This window comes from Variovorax sp. 05N34 (assembly GCF_056397405.1).
Map to the genome: position 1 here is coordinate 192,348 of NZ_JBFTNI010000003.1, position 23,798 is coordinate 216,145.

23 protein-coding genes and 1 riboswitch are annotated in these 23,798 nt (G+C 63.5%); of the genes, 6 read left to right on the forward strand and 17 right to left on the reverse strand.

Going from position 1 to position 23,798, the window contains the following annotated elements:
* Window positions 1–45: 45 nt before the first annotated feature.
* Complete coding sequence (locus tag AC1DMA_RS09945) at window positions 46–954, forward strand: 23S rRNA (adenine(2030)-N(6))-methyltransferase RlmJ (protein ID WP_478124893.1); 909 nt, start codon at window positions 46–48, stop codon at window positions 952–954.
* A gap of 39 nt (window positions 955–993) precedes the next feature.
* On the opposite strand, the gene AC1DMA_RS09950 is transcribed toward AC1DMA_RS09945, so the two are convergent.
* The 4 genes from AC1DMA_RS09950 to ahcY are packed head-to-tail and all read right to left on the reverse strand — an operon-like array spanning window position 994 to window position 4,721.
* The gene (locus AC1DMA_RS09950; RefSeq protein ID WP_478124894.1) at window positions 994–1,650 is read right to left on the reverse strand and encodes a septal ring lytic transglycosylase RlpA family protein; all 657 of its coding nucleotides are present in this window, start codon (window positions 1,648–1,650) and stop codon (window positions 994–996) included.
* A complete protein-coding gene (gene metF / locus AC1DMA_RS09955) occupies window positions 1,647–2,480 on the reverse strand; it encodes a methylenetetrahydrofolate reductase [NAD(P)H] (protein WP_478124895.1) in 834 nt (277 codons plus the stop codon). The genes AC1DMA_RS09950 and metF overlap by 4 nt, the downstream gene beginning before the upstream one ends.
* Window positions 2,458–3,267 (reverse strand): TlyA family RNA methyltransferase, encoded by an 810-nt coding sequence (locus AC1DMA_RS09960; RefSeq protein ID WP_478124896.1) that lies wholly within the window; start codon window positions 3,265–3,267, stop codon window positions 2,458–2,460. The genes metF and AC1DMA_RS09960 overlap by 23 nt, the downstream gene beginning before the upstream one ends.
* 20 nt (window positions 3,268–3,287) lie before the next feature.
* Window positions 3,288–4,721, reverse strand: a complete 1,434-nt coding sequence (gene ahcY / locus AC1DMA_RS09965; protein ID WP_478144079.1) for an adenosylhomocysteinase — start codon at window positions 4,719–4,721, stop codon at window positions 3,288–3,290.
* A gap of 63 nt (window positions 4,722–4,784) precedes the next feature.
* Window positions 4,785–4,854: riboswitch (S-adenosyl-L-homocysteine riboswitch) on the reverse strand.
* A 117-nt stretch (window positions 4,855–4,971) separates the two neighbouring features.
* On the opposite strand from ahcY, the gene AC1DMA_RS09970 reads away from it, so the two are divergent.
* From AC1DMA_RS09970 to AC1DMA_RS09980, 3 genes are all read left to right on the forward strand, one after another.
* Window positions 4,972–5,631 carry a hypothetical protein gene (locus AC1DMA_RS09970; RefSeq protein ID WP_478144080.1) on the forward strand — a complete coding sequence of 220 codons (660 nt, stop codon included), beginning with the start codon at window positions 4,972–4,974 and terminating at the stop codon, window positions 5,629–5,631.
* Window positions 5,632–5,727: 96 nt separating this feature from the next.
* Entirely contained in the window at window positions 5,728–7,356 is a 1,629-nt protein-coding gene (locus tag AC1DMA_RS09975) for a peptide chain release factor 3 (RefSeq protein WP_478124899.1), read from the forward strand.
* Window positions 7,356–8,195 carry an HAD-IIB family hydrolase gene (locus tag AC1DMA_RS09980; protein ID WP_478124900.1) on the forward strand — a complete coding sequence of 280 codons (840 nt, stop codon included), beginning with the start codon at window positions 7,356–7,358 and terminating at the stop codon, window positions 8,193–8,195. The genes AC1DMA_RS09975 and AC1DMA_RS09980 overlap by 1 nt, the downstream gene beginning before the upstream one ends.
* Here AC1DMA_RS09980 and AC1DMA_RS09985 read toward each other — a convergent pair.
* The 6 genes from AC1DMA_RS09985 to AC1DMA_RS10010 all read right to left on the reverse strand — a co-directional run bounded on the left by AC1DMA_RS09985 (window position 8,189) and on the right by AC1DMA_RS10010 (window position 13,007).
* Window positions 8,189–8,410 (reverse strand): SlyX family protein, encoded by a 222-nt coding sequence (locus AC1DMA_RS09985; RefSeq protein ID WP_478124901.1) that lies wholly within the window; start codon window positions 8,408–8,410, stop codon window positions 8,189–8,191. The two genes, AC1DMA_RS09980 and AC1DMA_RS09985, sit on opposite strands and share 7 nt — an antisense overlap.
* 156 nt (window positions 8,411–8,566) lie before the next feature.
* Entirely contained in the window at window positions 8,567–9,304 is a 738-nt protein-coding gene (locus AC1DMA_RS09990; protein ID WP_478125278.1) for an amino acid ABC transporter ATP-binding protein, read from the reverse strand.
* 24 nt (window positions 9,305–9,328) lie between these two features.
* A complete protein-coding gene (locus tag AC1DMA_RS09995; protein ID WP_478124902.1) occupies window positions 9,329–9,994 on the reverse strand; it encodes an amino acid ABC transporter permease in 666 nt (221 codons plus the stop codon).
* A gap of 1 nt (window position 9,995) precedes the next feature.
* Window positions 9,996–10,721, reverse strand: coding sequence for an amino acid ABC transporter permease (locus AC1DMA_RS10000; RefSeq protein ID WP_478124903.1), 726 nt, complete (start codon window positions 10,719–10,721; stop codon window positions 9,996–9,998).
* 89 nt (window positions 10,722–10,810) lie between these two features.
* A complete protein-coding gene (locus AC1DMA_RS10005) occupies window positions 10,811–11,713 on the reverse strand; it encodes an amino acid ABC transporter substrate-binding protein (protein ID WP_478124904.1) in 903 nt (300 codons plus the stop codon).
* A 322-nt stretch (window positions 11,714–12,035) separates the two neighbouring features.
* Window positions 12,036–13,007, reverse strand: coding sequence for a LysR substrate-binding domain-containing protein (locus tag AC1DMA_RS10010; protein WP_478124905.1), 972 nt, complete (start codon window positions 13,005–13,007; stop codon window positions 12,036–12,038).
* Between the two features lie 58 nt (window positions 13,008–13,065).
* Here AC1DMA_RS10010 and AC1DMA_RS10015 point away from each other — a divergent pair, with 58 nt between their 5' ends.
* Complete coding sequence (locus AC1DMA_RS10015; protein ID WP_478124906.1) at window positions 13,066–14,520, forward strand: amidase; 1,455 nt, start codon at window positions 13,066–13,068, stop codon at window positions 14,518–14,520.
* Here the strand turns inward: AC1DMA_RS10015 and AC1DMA_RS10020 are convergent.
* The gene (locus tag AC1DMA_RS10020) at window positions 14,517–15,455 is read right to left on the reverse strand and encodes a 2-hydroxyacid dehydrogenase (protein ID WP_478124907.1); all 939 of its coding nucleotides are present in this window, start codon (window positions 15,453–15,455) and stop codon (window positions 14,517–14,519) included. The two genes, AC1DMA_RS10015 and AC1DMA_RS10020, sit on opposite strands and share 4 nt — an antisense overlap.
* Window positions 15,456–15,477: 22 nt before the next feature.
* Window positions 15,478–17,313 (reverse strand): ABCB family ABC transporter ATP-binding protein/permease, encoded by a 1,836-nt coding sequence (locus tag AC1DMA_RS10025; RefSeq protein ID WP_478144081.1) that lies wholly within the window; start codon window positions 17,311–17,313, stop codon window positions 15,478–15,480.
* A 40-nt stretch (window positions 17,314–17,353) separates the two neighbouring features.
* On the opposite strand from AC1DMA_RS10025, the gene AC1DMA_RS10030 reads away from it, so the two are divergent.
* Window positions 17,354–17,776 carry an acyl-CoA thioesterase gene (locus AC1DMA_RS10030; protein ID WP_478124909.1) on the forward strand — a complete coding sequence of 141 codons (423 nt, stop codon included), beginning with the start codon at window positions 17,354–17,356 and terminating at the stop codon, window positions 17,774–17,776.
* On the opposite strand, the gene AC1DMA_RS10035 is transcribed toward AC1DMA_RS10030, so the two are convergent.
* The 5 genes from AC1DMA_RS10035 to AC1DMA_RS10055 form a co-directional block, all read right to left on the reverse strand.
* A complete protein-coding gene (locus AC1DMA_RS10035; RefSeq protein WP_478144082.1) occupies window positions 17,777–18,541 on the reverse strand; it encodes an enoyl-CoA hydratase in 765 nt (254 codons plus the stop codon).
* Window positions 18,542–18,565: 24 nt separating this feature from the next.
* Window positions 18,566–19,162: a DsbA family protein gene (locus tag AC1DMA_RS10040; RefSeq protein WP_478124911.1), complete on the reverse strand. Its 597-nt coding sequence runs from the start codon at window positions 19,160–19,162 to the stop codon at window positions 18,566–18,568.
* Between the two features lie 6 nt (window positions 19,163–19,168).
* A complete protein-coding gene (locus tag AC1DMA_RS10045; protein WP_478144083.1) occupies window positions 19,169–19,999 on the reverse strand; it encodes an acyl-CoA thioesterase in 831 nt (276 codons plus the stop codon).
* Window positions 20,000–20,077: 78 nt separating this feature from the next.
* Window positions 20,078–21,277, reverse strand: coding sequence for an acetyl-CoA C-acyltransferase (locus AC1DMA_RS10050; protein WP_478144084.1), 1,200 nt, complete (start codon window positions 21,275–21,277; stop codon window positions 20,078–20,080).
* An 11-nt stretch (window positions 21,278–21,288) separates the two neighbouring features.
* Complete coding sequence (locus tag AC1DMA_RS10055) at window positions 21,289–23,688, reverse strand: 3-hydroxyacyl-CoA dehydrogenase/enoyl-CoA hydratase family protein (protein ID WP_478144085.1); 2,400 nt, start codon at window positions 23,686–23,688, stop codon at window positions 21,289–21,291.
* Between the last annotated feature and the right edge of the window lie 110 nt (window positions 23,689–23,798).

A 23,798-nucleotide genomic window follows, 5' to 3' on the forward strand; every position in this document is an offset into this window, starting at 1 on the left:
AGCAATATTGGCGCAGTTTCAGAGCCGGCCCATTACCATCGGGGGATGTTCAGCTACCGCCACGCCTTTCACGCCGGTAATCACGCGGACGTGCTCAAGCACACGGTGCTGATTGCCACGCTCGACCACCTCCTCGAAAAAGAGGCCGCGCTCACCGTCGTCGACACTCATGCCGGCGCCGGACTTTACCGCCTGGACGGGGACTACGCCGGCACCAGCGGCGAAGCTGTCGACGGGGTCCTTCGACTGCTTTCCGCGCCAGCAACACCAGGCGCTGCGAGCGCCTCTCCCGTCAGCGATGCGCTCGCCCGCTATCTTGAAGTGGTGCGCGATTTCAATCCCAAGGGCGGGGCGCGCATCTACCCAGGTTCTCCGTTCATCACGCACCATCTGCTGCGCGATTACGACAAGCTGAAGCTGTTCGAACTGCATCCGACGGACGCACGCACGCTCGACGCCAACATCGCCCAACTCGAAGCTGGGCGCCAGATCACCGTTCTGCGCGACGATGGTTTCGGCAGCGCGACGAAGTTCCTGCCGCCGCCGTCGCGCCGCGCGCTGGTGCTTTGCGACCCCAGCTATGAAATCAAGAGCGACTACGGGCGCGTTCTCGATTTCGTGGCCGAAGCGCTCAAGCGTTTCGCGACCGGCACCTATGCCGTCTGGTATCCGATCATCCCGCGCCCGGAGGCGCACGACCTGCCGCGGCGGCTGAAGACGCTGGCCACGAAGGCCGGCAAATCGTGGCTGCACGCCACTTTGACCGTCAAGTCGAGCAAGATCTTGACCGACGATTCGGGCGCAAAACATCGTCCGGGGCTGCCCGCCAGCGGAATGTTCCTCATCAACCCGCCGTACACGCTGAAGCCCTTGCTGGCAGCGGCCTTGCCCGAGATGGCGGAGCGCCTTGCGCAAGATCGTCACGCGGGCTCTTCGCTGGACAGCGGCGGCTGACTTCCTCGCGCTCGAGCCACCCCTTCCGCCCTTCCGCCTTTAGCGCCGCTTGCGCGGGGCGACCTTACGTGTTGCCCTGGGTGCCGCGTTCTCCGATGTACTTGGCGGCGGGTCGCTGGCGCCGACTGCCGCGCCGCCGCAGCTGCCGGTTTCCTTGTCCATGATCGACAGGGCGACCTGCTTGATTCCAAGCCCCAGCAAGCCAATCGACTCGGCTGCGGCGCGGCTCAGGTCGATGATTCGTCCGGACGCATACGGGCCCCGATCGTTGATTCGGACCAGCACCTCGCGCCCATTCACAAGACTGCGGACGCACACGCGCGTATTGAACGGCAAGGTCTTGTGCGCTGCCGTCATTGCGGTCATGTCGAAGCGCTCGCCGTTCGCAGTCTTGCGTTGATGAAACTGAATGCCGTACCACGATGCCCCGCCTCGCTCGAAGATCTCGCGGTCGCCCGGAATGCCATCGTCCGGTGCCAGTTCGCCCGCGCCGGACACTGCCAGGTCGTAGCGCACGGACGGCACCTGCGACCGAGGTGGTGCGCCAGCCGGCAGCGCGGGCTGCTTCGCCAGCGGCCGTAGCTTGCTCGGGGCGCCATCGACGTCTGGCGCGGCGCTCTGGGTCGAGCAGGCTGCAAGCAACACTGCCGCGATCACCGCCGCCGCTTGTCTTGCAAAGCGGACGCTGGCCCTCATTCGCTCCAACCGAGACGCTGCAGAACGCCCAGCGTCGCGACCGACTGATTCATTGTGTAGAAGTGCAGCGCGGGAGCGCCACCTACGCGCAGGCGCTCGCACAAGGCCGCAACCACGTCCAGGCCAAAAGATTTGATCGACGCGAGGTCGTCGCCGTAGCTTTGCAGCCGAAGGCGGACCCAGCGTGGGATTTCGGCGCCGCAAGCGTCCGAGAAACGCATCAGTTGCGTCGAACTCGTGATCGGCATGATGCCCGGCACGATCGGCGTGTCCAGGCCCATGGCACGTGCATCGTCGACGAAGCGCCAGTAAGCGTCGGCGCTGAAGAAATACTGCGTGATGGCTGAATCCGCACCAGCATGCACCTTGGCCGCAAAAGCCTGCAGATCCGCCTCGGGCGAACGGGCCTGCGGATGCACTTCGGGATAGCAAGCCACTTCGATGTGGAAATCGCGGCCGGTCTCGGCACGAATGAAGGCGACGAGATCACTCGCGTAGAGAAACTCGCCGCCGATGCCGTAGCCACTGGGCAGGTCGCCCCTCAGAGCGACGAGGCGCTTGACGCCCATCGCCTTCAGTTCCGCCAGTTGCGTGCGAATGGTCGACTTCGTCGCCCCGATGCACGAGAAATGGCAAGCGGCGTCGACGCCTTCGCCCAGGATCTCGCGAACCGTGCCGAACGTGCCCTCGTGCGTGGACCCACCCGCACCGTAGGTGACCGAGCAGAACTGGGGCTCGCGCGCATAGAGCTGCTGCCGAACGGCTCTCAGCTTGATCGCGCCTTCGGGCGTCTTGGGTGGAAAGAATTCAAAACTCAGCGGAAGGCGCACGGCCGGCTCCCTGTTTGCCATTCGCATGAACGGCATGGATGAAAAATTCGCGATTGCCGTCGCCACCCGCAATTGGGCTGTCGAGCCAGCGCTCCACTCGCAGGCCGAGCGCTGCGCAAGCATCGCGAAGCCGCTGCTCGACAACGCCGTACAGCAAGGGATCGCGCACGATCCCGCCCTTGCCAACCTGGCCGGGCTGCAGCTCGAACTGTGGCTTTGCCAACATCAGCAAGTCGCCATCGGCCTTGAGCAATGGCGTCAAAGCAGGCAGTACGAGAGTGAGCGAAATGAAAGACAAATCGCCCACGATCAGGTCGAACGCCGAATCTTCGGACGATTCAGCTGATTCAGGCGATTCCCAGTCTTCGGCACAAAGCGCGCGAGCGTTGACGCCTTCGACTGCAGTCACACGCGCATCCTCACGAATGCGTGGATGAAGCTGACCGTGTCCTACGTCGACTCCGACCACGTGTTCGGCGCCTTGCTGCAACAGGCAGTCCGTAAAGCCACCGGTCGATTGCCCGACATCGAGACAGCGCTTGCCGCGAGGCTGGATCCCCGTCGAGACCAGCGCTCCTTCGAGCTTGAGCCCGCCTCGGGAAACGTAGCGTGCCTCGGCCGGATCGAGCAGTTCAAGCTCCGCCGTATCGGGGATTTCGTCCCGGTTCTTGCCGACCACGCGCCAGGTCGTGCCGTCGCGCCACCGCAACCCGCCCGCGATGAGCCGAACTGCTTGCGAGCGCGACGCGGCAAGTCCGCGTTCGACGAGCAACTGATCCGCGCGCAAACCGCTACGTCCGTGCCCGCTCAATAGCGGTAGGTGTCCGGCTTGTAAGGGCCGTTCTTGTCGACGCCGATGTAGGCGGCCTGAGCGTCGGTCAACTCGGTCAGCATGGCGCCGACCTTCTTCAGGTGAAGGCGTGCGACCTTTTCGTCGAGGTGCTTGGGCAGCACATAAACCTTGCCTGCCTTGTAGGCGTCCGGCTTGGTGAAGAGTTCGATCTGCGCGATGGTCTGGTTCGCGAAAGACGAAGACATCACGAAGCTCGGGTGACCCGTGCCGCAGCCCAGGTTCACCAGTCGGCCCTTGGCCAGCAGGATGATCTTCTTGCCATCAGGGAAGGTGATGTGGTCGACCTGCGGCTTGATTTCTTCCCACTCGTACTTGTCCAGCGACGCCACTTCGATCTCGTTGTCGAAGTGCCCAATGTTGCAGACGATCGCCTGATCCTTCATCGCCTGCATGTGCTCGTGGCGGATCACGTCGCGGTTGCCCGTGGTGGTCACGAAAATGTCGGCCTTGTCAGCGGCGTATTCCATGGTGACGACTTTGTACCCTTCCATGGCGGCCTGCAGTGCATTGATGGGGTCGATTTCGGTGACCCACACCTGGGCGCTCAATGCGCGCAGTGCCTGGGCCGAACCCTTGCCCACGTCGCCGTAGCCGGCCACGCACGCCACCTTGCCTGCGATCATCACGTCGGTGGCGCGCTTGATACCGTCCACCAGCGATTCACGGCAACCGTAGAGATTGTCGAACTTGCTCTTGGTGACCGAATCGTTGACGTTGATCGCGCGGAACAGCAGCGTGCCCTTGGCGCTCATCTCGTTCAGGCGATGAACGCCGGTGGTGGTTTCCTCGGTCACGCCGATGATTTCAGCCGACTTGCGGGTGTACCAGGTGGCATCCACCGCCAGCTTCGCCTTGATGGCCGCATAGAGAATGCGCTCTTCGTCGCTGGTCGGGTTGGCCAGGACGCTCTGGTCCTTCTCGGCGCGTTGGCCGAGATGCATCAGCAGCGTTGCGTCGCCGCCGTCGTCCAGGATCATGTTGGGGCCTTCGCCGGCCGAACCCTTGGGGCCGAAGTCGAAAATGCGATGGGTGTAGTCCCAGTAGTCTTCGAGCGATTCGCCCTTGATCGCAAACACGGGCGTGCCAGCAGCGGCAATGGCGGCGGCGGCGTGGTCCTGCGTCGAGAAAATGTTGCACGAAGCCCAGCGCACGTTGGCACCCAACGCCTGCAGGGTCTCGATCAGCACGGCCGTCTGGATCGTCATGTGCAGCGATCCGGTGATGCGGGCGCCCTTCAGCGGTTGGCTCTTGGCGAACTCTTCGCGGATGGCCATCAGGCCGGGCATTTCGGTTTCGGCGATGCGGATTTCCTTGCGGCCCCAGGCGGCGAGGGAAATGTCGGCAATGGCCTGGTCGGAGGAAGACGGGGTCTTGAGAACGGCGCTCATGTTGGCTCCAAAGCGAGTTTGAAAGATGCCACTGCGTTCGGGGAAAAGGACTCACCGCGAGACAGCGGGTGAGCGTGGTTGCGATGGTGGTCCGAGCCTCACGCCTGGCGGCGCTGCAACGCTCCTCGGAACGGCGGATTTTAGCGCTTGCTCGCAAAACCTCGCCAACAGCCTTTTTTGATCCGTCCTAGACTCCAATACCTCCAACACGCCCCTGCAACCATCAACGTCGCCGACAGGCGTCTACAACATGTCCAAAGCTCGAGCTCTTGCCACTTCGTTCGTGATTGCCGCCTCTGCCGCCATTGGCGCGCTGCCGGCGGCCTCCTCGGCGCAGACGTCGGCGCCTTCAGCCAATCAGGCAGTTCGCGTACGAGGCGTCATCGTGCATGTCGATGCAAAGTCGCTGACCGTCAAGGACCGCAGCGGCGAAGTGGTCACCATGGTGCGCCCTGCCAACCTGCGGGTCCTGGAAGTGCTCCCCTTGACCCCGGCCGCGATCAAGGCCAACAGCTTTGTCGGAGCGGGTTCGCTGCCGCAACCCGATGGCACCCAGCGGGCCATTGAAGTCCTGGTGTTCCCCGAATCCATGCGCGGGACCGGCGAAGGCTTCCGTCCCTGGGACTACATGCCCAATGGCACCATGACCAACGCCACTGTTTCGTCGCTGGGCGCGGCACCCTCGTCAGGCCGCGGCGGACTCAAGCTGAGCCTCAAATACCCGGAGGGCGAAAAGACCGTGATCGTCCCACCCGGCACGCCGATCGTCACGTTCAAGCCCGCCCAGGATGATCAGTCGGCATTGCTGGTCCAGGGCGCGAAGGTCGTCGTTACCGCCCAGCTCAAGGACGGACAACCGACCGCCTCGAGCCTGTTGGTAGGCCGAAACGGCTTTACGCCACCGATGTAAATGCAAGACCGAGCGGCGCGCAGGCGGGCCGCTCGGTAAAATTGCGGGCTTTGCCTTCTGCCGCCCGCGCCCGTGAGCGCGCATCGCGTTCACTCCATGACATTCGCCTCCGAAACCCGCCGCCGCCGCACTTTTGCGATCATCTCCCACCCCGATGCCGGCAAGACCACGCTGACCGAAAAGCTGCTGCTGTTCTCCGGCGCGATCCAGATCGCCGGTTCGGTCAAGGCGCGGAAGGCGACCCGGCATGCCACCTCCGACTGGATGGAGATCGAGAAGCAACGCGGCATCTCGGTCGCTTCTTCTGTGATGCAGATGGCGTATCGCGAGCACGTCATCAACTTGCTCGACACGCCCGGGCACAAGGACTTTTCCGAAGACACCTACCGCGTGCTTACCGCGGTCGACTCCGCGCTCATGGTGATCGACGCTGCCAACGGCGTCGAAGCGCAGACGCGCCGCCTGATCGAAGTGTGCCGCCAGCGCGACACGCCCATCATCACGTTCGTCAACAAGATGGACCGAGAGGTGCGCGAGCCGCTCGAGCTGCTCGACGAGATCGAACGCGAACTGGGCATGCCTTGCGTGCCGATGACGTGGCCAGTCGGCCAGGGCAAGTCCTTCGGCGGCATCGTCAACCTGCGAACGCACGCAATGACCGTTTTCGAATCCGGCAGTGAGCGCCTTCCCCAGGATTTCGAAACCATTCCATTGACCGACCGCGAGGCGCTGCAGAAGCGCTTCGGCCATGAATTCGACACCGCCATGGAAAGCATGGAACTCGCCACTGGCGCGTCGCCCGCCTGGGACCGCGAGGCCTTCCTCGCCGGCAAGCAGACGCCTGTGTTCTTCGGCTCCGGGGTCAACAACTTCGGCGTGATGGAAGTGCTCGACGCCTTGGTCGACCTCGCGCCGCCGCCGCAACCGCGCATCAGCACGACGATGGTCAACCGCCAACCGGTCACGAAAGAGATCCTGCCGGACGACAAGGATTTCGCCGGCGTGGTCTTCAAGGTCCAGGCCAACATGGATGCCAACCACCGCGATCGCATCGCTTTCGTGCGCATGGCTTCCGGCCGATACACGCCGGGCATGAAGCTCAAGGTGCAGCGCACCGCCAAGGAACTGCGGCCGACCAGCGTGGTGACCTTCATGAGCCAGCGGCGCGAGGCCGTCGAAGAAGCCTATGCAGGCGACATCGTCGGTTTCACGACCCATGGCGGCGTGCAGTTGGGCGACACCATCACTGATGGCGCTTCGCTGCAGTTCACCGGCCTGCCCTTCTTCGCGCCCGAGTTGTTCATGACCGTGATCCTGAAGAACCCGCTTCGCACCAAGCAACTGCAGCAAGGCCTGGCGCAGTTAGGCGAGGAAGGCGCGATCCAGGTGTTCCGGCCAGAAATCGGCGGCCCGATGCTGCTCGGTGCGGTCGGCCAACTGCAGTTCGAGGTCGTGCAGCACCGCCTGAAGACCGAGTACGACGCCGACATTCGCCTCGAAGGCTGCCAGTACACCGGCGCGCGATGGATCACCGCCGATACGCCTGCCGAACTGCGCACCTTCGTCGATGCCTATCCGGCACGCATGGCGCGCGACGCGGCCGACACGCTCGCCTTCCTGTGCACTTCGCCTTATGACGTTCGGCTCGCGCAGGAACGCTTTCCGAAAATTCATTTCCACCCCTTGCGGGAGCATGCCGGCCTCGCGCTGCAGACGGCGGGCTGATGCGCACGCCCACATTGGATGCTGCCCAGCAGCGGATGCAGCCACTGAATCAATGGCCCCGGCAACCGCGGCGACAGTTGGTTGGCGTGTTCACTGACATCGACGACACGCTGACAACGGAAGGCGCGATCACGCAAGACGCCTTGCGGTCCATGGCCGCACTGAAGGCCGCAGGATTGCATGTGGTGGCGGTGACGGGCCGCCCCGTCGGCTGGAGTGAGCCTTTCGCCACTGCATGGCCCATCGATGCGATCGTTGCTGAGAACGGCGCGGTCGCTCTCGTGCCGTCTGCCACTGGCGAACTTGAAAAGCGCTACCAGCAAGACGCGGCCACGCGCGAGCGCAACTTCAAGCGCATGCAGGACGTGCTGGCGCGCATCGAGCGTGAAATTCCGGGCGCGCAACGAGCCACGGACTCCGCCGGACGCGAATGCGACATTGCCATAGACCACAGCGAATTCACAAGTCTCAGCGATTCGCAAATTGCCTCGGTCGTCGCACTGATGCAAAGCGAGGGCATGCACGCGACGGTGAGCAGCATTCACGTCAACGGCTGGTATGGCGACCACAACAAACTGGCCGGCGCCCGCTGGATCGTGCGCGAACTCTGGAACCGCAGCCTGGACCTGGAGATGTCTCGCTGGGCCTATGTCGGCGACTCAACCAACGACGCACTCATGTTCCAACACTTTGAACACAGCATCGGCGTCGCCAACGTCCGACGCTTCGAGGCCGCATTGCCGCATCTCCCCCGCTACGTCGCAACTCACGAGCGAGGCGCCGGCTTCGCAGAAGCCGCGGCCGCAGTGCTCAGCGCGCGCGACACCACCCTTCAGTAGTGCGGCGGTAACTCGTCCCGCAGGTTGCGCGATCCACCCCCTGCGCTCCCCTCCGGAATCTGTTGCCGAAGCTGCGCCACCTGCAGCAATAGCGCATCGATCTGTTGCTGTTGCCGATAAATAGTCAGATTCAGCTGATCCAGCAAATCCTCAGTAAAGCTGGCCTTGATCTCCAACTCGTCCAGCCGGCGGTCCGCATCGCGCAAATTTTCCATTCCGCCATTGGACCTGAAATCTCAAGCGCTCCGCCCCCTCTGGAGGCACAGCCCCATCCCAGAGCCGCCGCGGAACCGGCTCCGCCGGGCCGCCAGCGGCGCCCCCGGTAGGGGGTAGGCGAAGCGACACGAAGTGCGCGCAGCCTGGGGGCGAGCTCAATGCGCCAGGATCTTGTTCAAGAAGTCCTTCGTTCGCGACTGCCTGTTTTCCGGATGCCCGAAGAACTCGTCCTTCGAGCAGTCCTCAAGGATCCTGCCACCCACGTCGATGAAGATCACGCGGCTCGCAACCTTGCGGGCGAATCCCATTTCGTGCGTGACCACCATCATGGTCATGCCTTCCTTGGCGAGCGCGACCATGACGTCGAGCACCTCGCCCACCATCTCCGGGTCGAGCGCGGAGGTCGGCTCGTCGAACAGCATCACGATCGGATCCATGCTCAGCGCGCGGGCGATCGCCACGCGCTGCTGCTGACCGCCGGAAAGCTGACCCGGAAATTTGTCCTTGTGCGCCATCAGGCCCACGCGGTCCAGCATCTTGAGGCCGCGGGTCTTTGCTTCGTCGGCGCTTCGGCCGAGCACCTTGATCTGCGCGATCGTCAGGTTCTCGGTCACCGAAAGGTGGGGAAAGAGTTCGAAGTGCTGGAACACCATGCCGACCTTCGAGCGCAGTTGCGGAAGATTGGTCTTGGGGTCATGAAGCGGAATGCCATTGACCGTGATCTCGCCCTTCTGGAAAGGCTCCAGCGCATTCACGGTTTTGATCAGCGTGGACTTGCCGGAGCCCGAAGGGCCGCACACCACCACCACGTCGCCCTTGGCGATGCTCACGGAGCAGTCGTTGAGCACCTGCACGGGCCCATACCACTTAGAGACGTTCTTGATTTCAATCATTTTGTCGGGCATCTTTTTTCTCCTTCAGCGGATGATGGCGATCTTCTTGTGGAGCATCTTGACCAGACGCGAGAGCGAATAGCAGAGCACGAAATAGACGACCGCGGCCAACAGATAAGACTCCACGGGCCGCCCGAAATTCTTCGCGACGGTGTCGAAGCCCTTGAACAGATCGTAGGCGCCGATGGCATAGACGAGCGAGGTGTCCTGGAACAGGATGATCGTTTGCGTCAGCAGCACCGGCAGCATGTTGCGGAAGGCCTGCGGCAGGATCACCAGCTTCATGTTCTGGCTGTAGGTCATGCCCACGGCCTGGCCTGCGAAGACTTGGCCGCGCGGAATCGACTGTATGCCGGCGCGCATGATTTCGCTGAAGTAAGCAGCCTCGAACGCAATGAACGTGATGATGGCCGAATATTCGGCACCGACCGGTCGTCCGATCATGTTCGGCACCAGCAGGAAGAACCACAGGATCATCATCACCAGCGGAATGCTGCGCATGCCGTTGACGTAGATGGCTGCGGGGACGTCCAGCCATTTCTTGCCCGAAAGCCGCATCAGCGCCAGCAAGGTGCCGAAGACGATGCCCCCGGCAGTCGAAACGACCGTCAGGAACACGCTGAAGTAGAAGCCCTTGAGCAAATAGCTGCTGACGGTGGCCCACGTAAAGAATGAAAGATCGAGATTCATCTCAGTGGCCTCCCGTTCCGCCGGCCACCACGAAGCCAGGCACGCGGACCCTCTTCTCGACCCAGGCCATGATCCGGTTGATGATCATTGCCGAGATGATGTAGAGCACCGTCACCGCCAGGTACATCTCGGACACGCGCGAAGTCTCTTCGCCGGCCTGCATCGCAAACTGGATCATCTCGGGAATCGACACCGCGAAAGCGACCGACGAATTCTTGAAGATGTTCATCGATTCGCTGGTGAGCGGCGGAATGATGATGCGATATGCCATCGGCAGAATCACGTAGCGGTAGTACTGCGGCGTGGTAAAGCCCATCGCCATGCCCGCGTAGCGCTGCCCCTTCGGCAGCGCCTGGATGCCCGAGCGCAACTGCTCGGCGATGCGCGACGACGTGAAGAAGCCAAGCGCGAAGACCACCAGCAGAAATGGCGGTACGCCCGCAAAGACCGGAAAGATCTTCGGCACCACGTGGTACCAGAGAAAGATCTGCACCAGCAGTGGAATATTGCGAAACAGTTCGACCCAGGCGTTGCCGATGCGGACCAGCCAAGGGCTGTTCGGCAGCGTGCGAATCACGCCCACGATGGAGCCGATCACCAAGGCCACGACCAAGGAGCAAAGCGACACTGCGACCGTCCAGCCCCAGGCGGAGACCAGCCATTGCCAATACGTCGGAATCTTGCCGCCCGGGTCTTCCAGGAATACTTGCCAATCCCAATTTCCCATCGGACCTCCTCAGGCCTTTATTGCCAATTTGATTCTTGAAAACAAACGCCCGCCGCAAGGGGCGGGCGTCTGATGTCAGTGCATGCCGATCACTTGGCGACGTACGCTTCCATCGGCTTGTTGTTCGGGTTCGCCCAAGCGTTCTTGGTCGCTTCCGACATCGGGAGGCCGACCTTGGTGTTGGTCGGCGGGATCGGCTGCATGAACCACTTGTCGTACAGCTTGGCCAGCGAGCCGTCGGCGATCTGGCGCTTGATGCTGTCGTCGACCGCCTTCAGGAAGGCCGGATCATCCTTGCGGACCATGCACGCGATCGGCTCGACCGACAGCGCTTCGCCAACGATCTTGAAATCGGCTGGGTTCTTCGACTTGGAAATGTTGCCGGCGAGGATCTGGCCATCCATCACGAAGGCGTCGGCGCGGCCGGATTCGAGCAGCAGGAAGCTGTCCGCGTGGTCCTTGCCCATCACTTCCTTGAAGTCGATGCCCTGTGCGCGTTCGTTCTTGCGCAGCGTCTGCACCGACGTTGTGCCGGTGGTGGTGGCCACGTTCTTGCCGTTCAGGTCCTTGATCGAGTTGATGCCGGAGTTGGCCTTGACGGCGATCCGCACTTCCTCGACGTAGGTGGTCACGGCGAAAGCCACGTCCTTCTGGCGGGTCGCGTTGTTGGTGGTCGAGCCGCATTCGAGATCGACCGTGCCGTTCTGCACCAGGGGGATGCGGTTCTGCGAAGTGACCAGTTGGCGCTTGATGTCCAGCTTGGGCAGGCCCAACTGCTTCTGGATGTCGGCCAGGATGCGTTCGGACATCTCGGTGTGGAAGCCGACGAACTTGCCGTCGCCGATCGTGTAGGCCAGCGCACCGGACGAGTCGCGCACGCCCATGGTGACAGTGCCGGTCGACTTGATCTTCGCGAGGGTGTCATTGGCCTGTGCGAACGCTCCGCTCATGGCGAGCGCCAATGCGGCCAATGCCAATACCTGCTTCTTCATAGAAATACTCCTGAGTGCTTAAAGGTAGGTCGGGATTCTAGACATTCACATTCTGCGGGATACCGGGACCAACCCGGTGCGCGACGCACCGGCGTCGAACGCTTCCAGCGTGCAGGAGTGCCGCGTTGGTGCGCCCAACGCGTCGCGCATCGGCACTCTTGCTTAAGCAGCCTTTGTGCCCAGTTCTGCGCCGGGACTGTAATGGAGCCGGATATCTCGCGCCAATGCCGTATGCGGCTGCCGACATGCCTCGGGCTTATAGATTTGTGCAGCGCACAACAACGCACAGCCGTGCACAACCGACGGGCCCCTGGGGCAGGTCTCAACGCGGCTGCGTACCGACCAGGTAAGCCCAGAGCGCTTCGACCGTGCCCTTGGCCTGCGGCGAAGGCGCGTCATTCTTGCCGTTGCGGCCGACGGCCTTGGCAGGTGCGGCGGGGCGCTCGCGATAGGCACGGATCTCCATGGTGGCTTCGAGCCGATCGATTTCAGGCGGCAGCGCACTCACCAACGTGCGGGCACGGGCTTCTTTCCGGACCGCACTCTGCGGCAGGAAGGCAATGCCGTGACCTTCCAGCGCCATGACCTTGAGCCCTTCGGCCATGTCGGTTTCGTACACCCGATCGAGATGAATGGCCGTGCCGGATTCCTTGAGCAACTGGTCGACCACGCGGCCCAGGTACGCACCCGGCGCATAGCCGAGATACGGCAGCGGCTGCCCGGCACGCCCCGGCAGGCGAAAACGCGGTGCGCCGTCAGCGTCCGGCTTGACCCATGGCGCGACCACCTCCTCACCAAGGCTCACCATTTCATAGCGCGTGGCATCGAGCGGCAGGGGTTGCGAGGGATGGTGATAGGCGATCAGCAGATCGCAGCTGCCCTCCACCAGCCGCAGAACGGCGTCGTGCACATTCAGAGCGATCAGCCGGCTCTTCATCGGCCCGAACTGTTCGCGCAGGCTCGTGACCCAGGACGGAAAAAAAGTGAAGGCCAACGTGTGCGGAACGGCGAACTCGATCACATCCTGGCCCGCCGCCGAATGGCCTCGCAACATGGCGCGCGTGCTCTGCAAAGCCTGCAGCATCTCGATGGCTTGTCCGTACAGCGTCTGCCCTGCGGGCGTCAGGCGCGTCGGATAGGAACTCCGATCGACGAGGTCGGTGCCGGCCCAACCTTCCAGCGCCTGGATGCGGCGGGAAAAGGCAGGCTGTGTCACGTGGCGCAACTGCGCCGAGCGGCTGAAACTGCGCGTCTCGGCCAGGCTGACGAAGTCTTCAAGCCACTTGGTTTCCATGATTCCATTATGCGAGCGCTGCGACATACTTCGGCGCTCCACTCCTATCACGCTTGCCATGAAACCCAACGAGATCCTCGAAGTCGATGCGACGAGTCTCTCGCGTCGGATAGCAGCGCGAGAGGTGTCGTGCCGCGAGTTGATGGCGGCCTCCCTGGCGCGAATCGACGCTTTGAATCCGCGCTTCAACGCCATCGTTTCGCTGCGCGATCCGGAGCAGTTGCTTGCCGAAGCGAACGAGCGGGATGCCCAACTCGCGCGCGGCGAACGGCTCGGCTGGATGCACGGATTTCCGCTCGCCGTGAAGGACCTGAGCCACGCAGCGGGGCTGCCGACCTCCATGGGCTCGCCGTTGGCGCCGCGTTCGCCATCGCGAGTGGACAGCCTGCACGTGGCACGCGCCCGCAGCGCCGGCGCCATCGTGATCGCCAAGACGAACACGCCGGAATTCGGGTTGGGCTCGCACACCTACAACACAGTTTTCGGAACAACGCTCAACGCCTATCAACCCACGCTGTCCGCCGGCGGCAGCAGCGGCGGCGCGGCCGTGGCGCTGGCGCTGGGCATGCTGCCGGTGGCTGATGGCAGCGACATGGGCGGCTCTCTTCGCAACCCAGCGGCCTTTAACAATGTGATCGGCTTCCGGCCCTCCCGCGGGCGTGTGCCGGGGTCGCCCGACGACGAACTGTTCATGCAGCAACTCGGCTGCGAAGGGCCAATGGCGCGCACTGTGGAAGACGCCGCGCGCCTTCTCGCCGTGCAGGCGGGCTTTGATAATCGCGTTCCGCTGTCATTGCAAGACAAGCTCCCTTCACCAGACACTCTGCAGCTCGAAGGAGAAGTGAAGGGTCTTCGCATCGGCTGGCTAGGCAGCGTCTGGCCCGATCTGCCACTCGCTCCCGGCGTACGCGAACTCTGCGAGCATGCGCTGCAGACCTTCCATGACCTTGGCTGCACCGTCGAGCCGCACCAACTGGATGTGGCGCGCGACCAGAACTGGACCGCATGGCTGCGCCTTCGCCAGTTGCTGGTGGGCGGCAAGCTGGGCGCGGCGTTCGCCGACCCGGCGTTGCGCGAAAAGCTCAAGCCCGAAGCGCAATGGGAAGTCGAGCAGAGCTTTCAGCTCGATGCTGCGGCGCTGTACCAGGCGTCGTTGTATCGATCGAACGTCTACCGCGCGTTCGTCCGCGCCTTCGAGAGTTTCGATTTCGTGGTGGCACCGACAGCACAGGTCTTTCCCTTTGACGCCAAGCTTGCGTGGCCCGCCCAGGTCGGCAACGTGCAGAGCGATACCTACCACCGCTGGATGGAAATCGTCACGCCTTTCACGCTCGCCGGGCTGCCCACGCTCAATGTCCGCGCAGGTTTTGGCGAAGGCGGTCTGCCGATGGGCCTGCAGATTGCCGGGCCGATCCACCGCGACCTCGCGGTGCTGCGGCTGGGCGACGCCTATGACAAGGCATGCGGCTGGGGCGCCATCCGGCCCTCCGCCCTGGACGAGCTGCCGACTTAGATCGGCGAAACGACGCCCCGCCCGGCGAAGTGCCCTTCGGCGTTTTCCATGAAGCGGTTGACCGATGCTTGCGTCGCCTCCGGCGACCAGCCGGCCATGTGCGGCGTCAGCAGGACGTTCTCGAGCCCGACAAGCGGTTCCGGGCGCTGCGGCTCGCTCTCATAGACATCCAGACCGGCGCCGGCTATGCGGTTGTCCCGCAGCGCCGCCGCTAGGGCTTCGGTGTCGACCACGCTCCCACGCGAGACGTTCACCAGGAAGCCTTGCGGGCCGATCGCATCGAGGATCCGGTCATTGACCAGATGCCGCGTACCCGGGCCGCCGGGGGTGGCGACCACCAGCATGTCCGCCCATTCGGCCAAAGCCTGAAGGCTATCGAAGTAGCGGTGGTCCGCGCCTTCTCTCGGCTTGCGGTTGTGATAGCCGATCTCCATGTCGAAGCCCGCGGCGCGCTTGGCGATCTTCTGGCCGATGGTGCCGAGGCCGAGGATGCCCAGCTTCTTGCCCGACACATTGGGTGGATGCGGAATCACCTCGCGCCAGACGCCTTCGCGGCACAGCCGATCCAGGGTGCGGATGCGGCGCACGATGCCGATGAGCAGCCCGAACGCGTGGTCCGCCACACAGTCGTCGTTGGTGCCGGCGCCGTTGGCGGTTGCGATACCGCGTGCGCGCGTGACTTCGAGTGGGACGCCTTCGTAGCCCGCGCCCATGCAACAGACGAGTTCGAGCTTCGGCATCGCCGCAATTTCCTCGGGCGTGATGCCGATGACGCCGATGGTCAGCAATGCGCGGAACTTGCTGCCGTGCGATGCGATGGCCGCGGCGCGCTGCTCCGGAGTGGGCGCGTAGGTCAGGTCGTAGACGGCTCCAATCTGCGCTTGGTGGGCACTCGAAAGGCTGTTGAGCACCAAAAGAGGAATCTTCCCGGACATTCAAATCACTCCTGAAAACAAATCACAGCACGGGCTCCGCCGCCTCGATTTTTTGCAATCTCCACATCTGCGCGTACTTGCCCTGCTTTGCCAGCAAGTCGGCATGCGTGCCGCGCTCGACGATCACGCCGCTTTCGAGCACGAGAATCTCATGCGCATCGACCACTGTCGAAAGCCGGTGCGCAATCACGAGCGTGGTCTTGTTGCGCGCGGTGCTCTTGAGTTCGGACTGGATCGCCCGCTCGTTGGCCGAATCCAGCGCGGAGGTCGCCTCGTCAAAGATCACGATCGGCGGATTCTTCAGCAGCGTGCGCGCGATCGCAACGCGCTGCTTTTCGCCACCCGAGAGCTTGAGCCCGCGTTCGCCCACGGTCGTTTCATAGCCCTTGGGCGTGTGCACGATGAAGTCGTGGATCCGTGCGGCGCGCGCGGCTTCTTCCACCTCCTCGCGACCGGCGCCCGGCCGGCCATAGGCGATGTTGTATTCGACCGTGTCATTGAAGAGCACCGTGTCCTGCGGGACGATGCCGATCGAATGCCGAACGCTCGCCTGGGTCACCTGGCGAATGTCCTCTCCGCCTATCGTGATGCGGCCCTGCTGCACGTCATAGAAGCGATAGAGCAGCCGTGCCATCGTCGACTTGCCCGATCCCGAAGGTCCGACCACCGCCACGGTCTGCCCCGCCGGAATTTCGAAGCTGACGTTCTTGAGGATCGGCCGCGCGGGCTCGTAGGCAAAGCTCACGTTTTCGAAGCGCACGGTCGAATCGAGGCCCGCCAGCGGCTTCGCCCCGGGCGCATCGCGCACTTCGCGCTCTTTTTCAAGCAGCACGAACATCTTGTCGAGATCGGTCAGGCTCTGCTTGATCTCGCGATAGATCACGCCCAAGAAGTTCAGCGGGATGTAGAGCTGGATCATGAAGGCATTGACCATCACCAGGTCGCCCAGCGTCATGCGTCCGTCGACCACGCCCTGCGTCGCACGGTAGAGCATCGCGACGAGGCTGACGGCAATCAGGCACTGCTGCCCTGCATTGAGCATGCTCAGGGTGGTCTGGCTCTTGACCGCCGCCTTGCGGTAGCGCTCCAGACTCTCGTCGTAGCGTCCGGCTTCGAAGTCTTCGTTGTTGAAGTACTTGACGGTCTCGTAGTTGAGCAGCGAATCGACCGCATGGCTTTGCGCTTTCGAGTCGAGTTCGTTCATCGTCTTGCGGAACTTGGTCCGCCACTCGGTCACCGTGACAGTGAAGCCGATGTAGACCACCAGTGCGGCCAGCGTGATCCAGACGAAGCCGGAGTCGAACTTCACGCCCAGCACCGACAGCACGAGCGTCAGTTCGATGATGGTCGGCACGATGCTGTAGAGCGACATCGAGATCAGCGAATGCACGCCGCGCGTACCTCGCTCGATGTCGCGCGTCATGCCGCCGGTCTGGCGCTCCAGGTGAAAGCGCAGGCTCAGCGCATGAAGATGGCGAAAGACTTCGAGCGAAATGCTGCGCGCCGCGCCCTCGGTGGCCTTGGCGAAGACCAACTCGCGCAGTTCATTGAAGACTGCCGTCGAGAGCCGCAGCAGCCCATACGCCAGGAGGAGCCCCATGGGCACCACCAGCATCGAAGCGGCGCTGCCGGGCTTGATCGACATCGCGTCGACCAGGTTCTTGAGCAGCACCGGCACGCCGACATTGGCGACCTTGGCACCGACCATGAAGGCAAGCGCCGCCATGACCCGCCATTTGTAATTCCACAGGTAAGGAAAGAGCCTTCGCAGGGTCGCCCAGTCAGAGCGATCGCTGCGGGCCGGCTGGCTGGCCGAGACGTGGTGGTGTGAAGAAATGGCTTCGCCGCTGCGGCGCATGGGAGACAATCGTGGCTGTTATTTGATCCAGATTGTGCCCATGTCCGCTTCTTCCAGTGCCAATGTGGCCGCCAAGCTCAAAAGCCTTCCGGCCGACATGGAGCTCGTGCTCAAGGTCATCCCGATGCCAGCCGACTGCAACGCCAACGGCGACATCTTCGGCGGCTGGGTCATGGCCCAGTGCGACCTGGCGGGTTCGGTCATCCCGGCCCGCTATGCCAAAGGCCGGATGGCGACCGTCGCCGTCAATGAATTCGTCTTCAAGCAGCCGGTGCGGCTGGGCGACATCCTCTCGTTCTATTCGAAGCTGGACCGCATCGGACGCACGTCCGTCACAGTGACGGTCGAAGTCTTCGCCGAGCGCTTCAAGGCGCAGGGCGAATACATCAAGGTGACCGAGGCCACCTTTACCTATGTCGCCATCGACGACAACGGCCGCCCACGGCCTATCGCCACGGACTGATCAAAGGTCCTTGAAATCAGGGCGGCGCTTTTCCATGAAGGCGCTGAACGCCTCGCGCGCCGCGGGTTCGCGCAGCATGCGGCCGAAGCTCTGGGCTTCCTCACCGATGCGCTCCAGCAGTACGGCCTGCTGCGACTTCTTCATCAGGCGCTTGGTTTCGATCAACGCGCTCAGAGGCTTCGCCGCCAGTTTGCGCGCCTGTGCCTGGGCAATGCTGTTGGCTTCGGTCGGCGGCACGACGCGGTTGACCAAGCCGACCTCGAGCGCCGCTTCGGCCATGAAAGGCTCTCCCAGCAGCAATGCCTCGGCGGCGCGGTGATATCCGAACATCTGCGGCACCAGCAAGCTCGATGCCGCTTCGGGGCACAAGCCGAGGTTGACGAACGGCATCGAGAACGCCGCGTTGTCGCCGGCATAGACGAGGTCGCAATGGAACAGCATCGTCGTACCGATGCCCACTGCCGGACCGCAGACGGCGGCCACGATCGGCTTCGGGAAAGCCACGATGCCGCGCAGGAAGCGGAACACCGGCGAGTCCTGCGTCGAAGGCGGCGCATTGAGAAAGTCGCCGATGTCGTTGCCGGCACTGAAGATGGTGGCATCGCCCTGGATCAGCACGGCGCGCACCGCGCTGTCCTGCTCGGCCTTGGCCAGCGCGTCGGCGAGTTCGCCATACATCGCGCTGGTGATCGAATTTTTCTTGTCGAGGCGATTGAAAGTGAGTGTCATCACACCGGCTTCGGTGTGGACGAGGATGTCGCTCATGATGGGTCCTTGCAAAAAAATGGGTCAGGCGGCGAGCGCCTCGCGCACGAAATCGAGCCTGTCCTGGCCCCAGAACATCTGGTCGCCGACGAACATGGTGGGCGCGCCGAACACGCCGCGCTCCACCGCCTCCTGGGTGACCGCCTTGAGACGGTCCTTCACGTCCTGCGCGTTGGTCAGCGCGAGCAGTTTCGCAGCGTCGAAGCCCGCCTCCTGCAACACGGCGCCGACGATTGCAGCGTCGTTCAGGTTGCGCGGCTCGACCCACATGGCGCGATAGACCGCATCGACATAGGCCTGGAAGCGTTCCGGCTCATGCATCTGCATGCCCGTGGCGCCCCGCATCAACACGAGCGTGTTGATGGGGAAGTGAGGGTTGAACTTGATCGGCACCTTGTAGCGACGCGCAAAGCGCGCAAAGTCAGTGAAGATGTAGGGCGCCTTGGCCGGGATCGTTGCCGGCGAATGATTGCCCGTGGCCTGGAACACGCCACCCAGCAGCATCGGCTTCCAGACCAGTTCCGCACCTGCATCGGCGCAAATTTTCGGCAACTGCGTGGCCCCGAGGTAAGAGGCCGGGCTGCCGAAGTCGAAATAGAAGTCGACGGATCGCGCGGTCATGTTCGATCACTCCTTGAAGTAGACGATCTGGTTGCTGGTAGCCAGCAAGGCGCCCGTTTCGCTCCAGAGTTGGGCGGCCTGATCGAAGTAGCCATTGCGAAACTGCTGTCCGGTGGCGCGCCCCAGCAGGTAGCCGCTGCCGACCTGGTCGAGCAACGCGGAATCGGTGTGGAAATAGGTCGTGATCGATACCGTGCCGATCGGCACCGGCGTGGCACGCCGAAGCCAGACTCGAGGATAGAACGTATCGCTCAATGCGGCGAGCGATGCGAAATCCAGCGGGCGCGGTGCATCGTCGCGCAGCCACATCAGCGTTTCACTATGGTCACCGGTACCGTCCCATTTCGTGGGGATGACGCCCTTGATGGGGCGCATCTCATACCGCTGGAGCCATTCCACCTTGGCTGGACCGATGGTGAGGCGCGGCACCGCCTCCGGAGAAGGCACGTCGGGCATCGGCAAGTCGTTGGCACCCCAAGTCTCGCGGCGCACTGCCGTGACCACCGTCCCTGTCGTCGTGACGTGCCGCCTGCCGTCCGCGTCGGCCTGGGTCATCTCGACGGTCCAGTGCTGCGTCGAGCGATTGGTGCGCACTGGAATGGCAAGCACCTCGAACTCGCCCGCACCTGACGCGGCGGCATAGTTCACCGTCAGCGCGACGGGCTCGCCGAGCAACTCGGGATGCCGCAACACGGCCTGCAGCATCACCGCTGCGGTCGTGCCGCCGAATGGCCCGACCATGTTCCAGTAGTCCTGGCTGGTCGCGCCGGTGAAGAGCCCCGCGCGGATGTCGCTGTGCGTCAGCGCGAGGGCCTTGTCGAGGGGATGTGTGTTCATGGCGCGAGTTTGCCTCCGTGTCGACGAGTCGTGCAGTCGTGTGGGAGACGCCTGCTACTGCTCACAAACCCTCAGGCATCAGACGCGCTCGAAGATCCCTGCCGCGCCCTGCCCCATGCCCACGCACATCGTGACCATGCCGTACTTCAGTTTGTTGCGCTGCAGCGCGTGCACCACGGTCGCGGAGCGGATGGCGCCGGTCGCGCCCAGCGGATGCCCGAGCGCAATGGCGCCGCCCATCGGGTTGACCTTGGCCGGGTCGAGGCCCAGCGTGTTCATCACGGCAATGGACTGCGCCGCGAAGGCTTCATTGAGTTCGATCCAGTCGATGGCGTCCTGCGTCAGCCCGGCGTAGCGCAATGCCGCAGGGATGGCCTCGATCGGGCCGATGCCCATGATGTGCGGCGGCACGCCCTTGCTCGCAAAGCTCACGAAGCGGGCGAGCGGCTTCAGGTCGAACTGCTTGCAAGCCTTCTCGCTGGCCAGGATGAGCGCGCCGGCGCCATCGGAAGTCTGCGAACTGTTGCCAGCCGTCACCGTGCCGCGTGCAGCAAACACGGTTCGCAGCCTGGCAAGGCCTTCGATCGACGTGTCGAGACGCGGACCTTCGTCGAGGCTGACCGTGCGGGCCTTCGAGATGACTTCGCCCGTCTCGAGGTTGGGCATGCGGTCGGTCACTTCGATCGGGGTGATCTCGGCGCTGAAATCGCCAGCCTTCTGCGCGGCCAACGCGCGCTGGTGCGATTGCAGCGCGAAGGCGTCCTGCGCCTCGCGGCTGACCTTCCATTGCTGCGCCACCTTTTCAGCCGTGAGGCCCATCCCGTAGGCGATGCCCACGTCGCCGTCGCGCTCGAAGATCGACGGCGACAGCGAGGGCGAGTTGCCCATCATCGGCACCATGCTCATGCTTTCGACGCCGGCCGCGATCATCAGCTCCGCTTCGCCGACGCGGATGCGATCCGCCGCCATCTGCACGGCCGAGAGGCCGGATGCGCAGAAACGGTTGACCGTGATCCCGCCGATGCTGTTGGGCAGGCCCGCGAGCACCGCGCCGATGCGCGCCACGTTCAGGCCTTGCTGCGCCTCGGGAATCGCGCAACCGCAGATGATGTCCTCGATCGCCTTCGGATCGAGCCCCGGCACGGCGGCGAGCGCTGCCTTCAGCGTGGTCGCGAGCAGGTCATCGGGACGGTAGTTGCGAAAGTACCCGCGATGCGATTTACCGATTGGCGTGCGGGTGGCGGAGACGATGTAGGCGTCTTGAATTTGTTTGCTCATGATGTCTGTCCTTAGTTCCGCACGGGCTTGCCGGTGCTGAGCATGCCCATGATTCGCTCTTGCGTCTTGGGATGCACGATGAGCGAGCAGAAAGCCTTGCGCTCGAGCGTCATCAGGTATTCCTCGGTCACGAGCGAGCCGGCGTCGACGTCGCCGCCCGTCACCACTTCGGCGATCAGGCTGGCGATGTGGAAGTCGTGCGCGCTGATGAACCCGCCGTCGCGCATGTTGACCAACTGGCCCTTGATGGTGGCTGCTCCACTGCGGCCCGCTACCTTGAAGGTGCGGCGCAGCGGCGGGCGCCATCCGGCGTCGGCCATGGACCTGGCCTGCTGCAAGGCGACGTAGAGCAGCTCATCCTTGTTCGGCACGATGATGTCGCTGTCCAGCAGATAGCCGAGCTTCTTCGAATCGAGCGCGCCCGTGCCGACCTTCGCCATGGCCGCTGCTGTGAAGCCTTCCGTCAGGAAGGGCAGCAAGTCGGTGCCGGTCGAGGCTGCCGCGTTTTCTGCGGCGCGGCGTGCGATGTAGGTCAGACCGCCCGCGCCCGGGATGAGGCCGACACCCACTTCCACGAGCCCGATGTAGCTTTCCATCGCTGCGACGCGCTTTGCCGAGTGGACCGCGAGTTCGCAGCCGCCGCCCAGTGCCATGCCGCGAACGGCGGAGATCACCGGCACGCTGGCGTAGCGAATCTTGAGCATGACGTTCTGGAGTTCTTGCTCGGCCGATTCGACCGCACCGATGCCTGCGACCACAAAGGCGGGGAGCATGGCTTGCAGATCGGCGCCGACAGAGAAGACCTCGTCGGGCGACCAGATGACCATCGCCTTGTATTCCTTCTCGGCAAGCTCGACGCCCGCGGCCAAAGCTTCGGCGACGTCCGGGCTGATGGCGTGCATCTTCGAATGGATGCTGACGATGAGCACTTCGCCATCGAGCGTCCAGAGGCGCACGTCGCCTTCGTCCTGGATGGTCGTGCCGGCCTGCTTCGCGTCCGGAGCATTCGCGCCGAGGACGCTCTCGGGGAACAGCTGCCGCGCGTGCACAGGCAAGCGGCGCGGTGCGACGAAGCGGCTCTGCGAGGCACTCCACGAGCCTTCGGGCGTATGCACGCCGCCGGCTTCGGCCACCGGGCCTTCGAAGACCCACTTCGGCAGCGGCGCGGTCGACAGCGCCTTGCCTGCATCGATGTCTTCCTGAATCCAAGTGGCGACCTGCTTCCAGCCCGCTTCCTGCCAGAGCTCGAAGGGCCCCTGCTTCATGCCGAAGCCCCAGCGCATCGCGAAGTCGATGTCGCGCGCGCTTTCGGCGATGGTCGCGAGGTGAACCGCCACATAGTGAAAGCTGTCGCGCAAAATCGCCCACAGGAACTGGCCCTGGGCGCCTTCGCTCTCGCGCAGGAGCTTCAGTCGCTCGGGCGCGGGCTTTTTGAGCATGCGTCCGTAGACTTCGTCCGCCTTGTCGCCCGAAGGCACGTATTCGCCCTTGGCAAGATCGAAGCGCAGGATGTCGCGACCGACCTTCTTGAAGAAGCCGGCCTTGGTCTTCTGGCCGAGATTGCCGAGTTCGAGCAGCTTGGCAAGCACCGGCGGTGTCGCGAAGTTTCCATAGAACGGATCGCTCTTTTCGTCGAGGTTGTCTTGCAGCGTCTTGACCACGTGCGCCATCGTGTCGAGGCCCACCACGTCCGCCGTGCGGAAGGTACCCGAGCTGGCGCGGCCGAGTTTCTTGCCGGTGAGGTCGTCCACCACGTCGGACGTGAGGCCGAACTTCTCGACTTCCTTCAGCGTGGCCAACATGCCGGCGATGCCGACGCGATTGGCGATGAAGTTGGGCGTGTCGTGCGCGCGCACCACGCCCTTGCCGAGCGTGCTGGTGACAAAGGCTTCGAGCTCATCGAGCACCCTCGGCTCTGTGGTCGGTGTGTTGATCAGCTCGACCAGGAACATGTAGCGCGGCGGATTGAAGAAGTGAATGCCGCAGAAATGCGGCTTGAGCGCTTCCGGCAGCGCTTCGCTGAGCTTCGTGATCGACAGGCCCGATGTGTTCGAAGCAAGGATGGCGTGCTTTGCCACGTGCGGCGCGATCTTCTTGTAGAGATCCAGCTTCCAGTCCATGCGCTCGGCAATGGCTTCGATCACCAGGTCGCATTCGCCGAGCTTGGCAAGATCGTCCTCGTAGTTGGCCTGCTCGATCAGGCCAGCATCGGCCACGTCGCCGAGCGGCGCAGGCTTGAGCTTCTTGAGGTTGTCGATCGCACGAGAGACGATGCCGTTCTTCGGGCCTTCCTTGGCAGGCAGGTCGAACAGAACGACGGGCACGCGTACGTTGACGAGGTGGGCGGCGATCTGCGCCCCCATGACACCGGCGCCGAGCACGGCGACCTTTTTCACTTGGAATCTGGACATAGCTGGACCTAAAAAAAGGATCGATTGGTTGGTGGAACACCGTGGAACCGGCTCCGCCGGGCCACCGGTGTTGCCCCCTCGAGGGGGAAGGCGGCTACACGAAGTGAGCA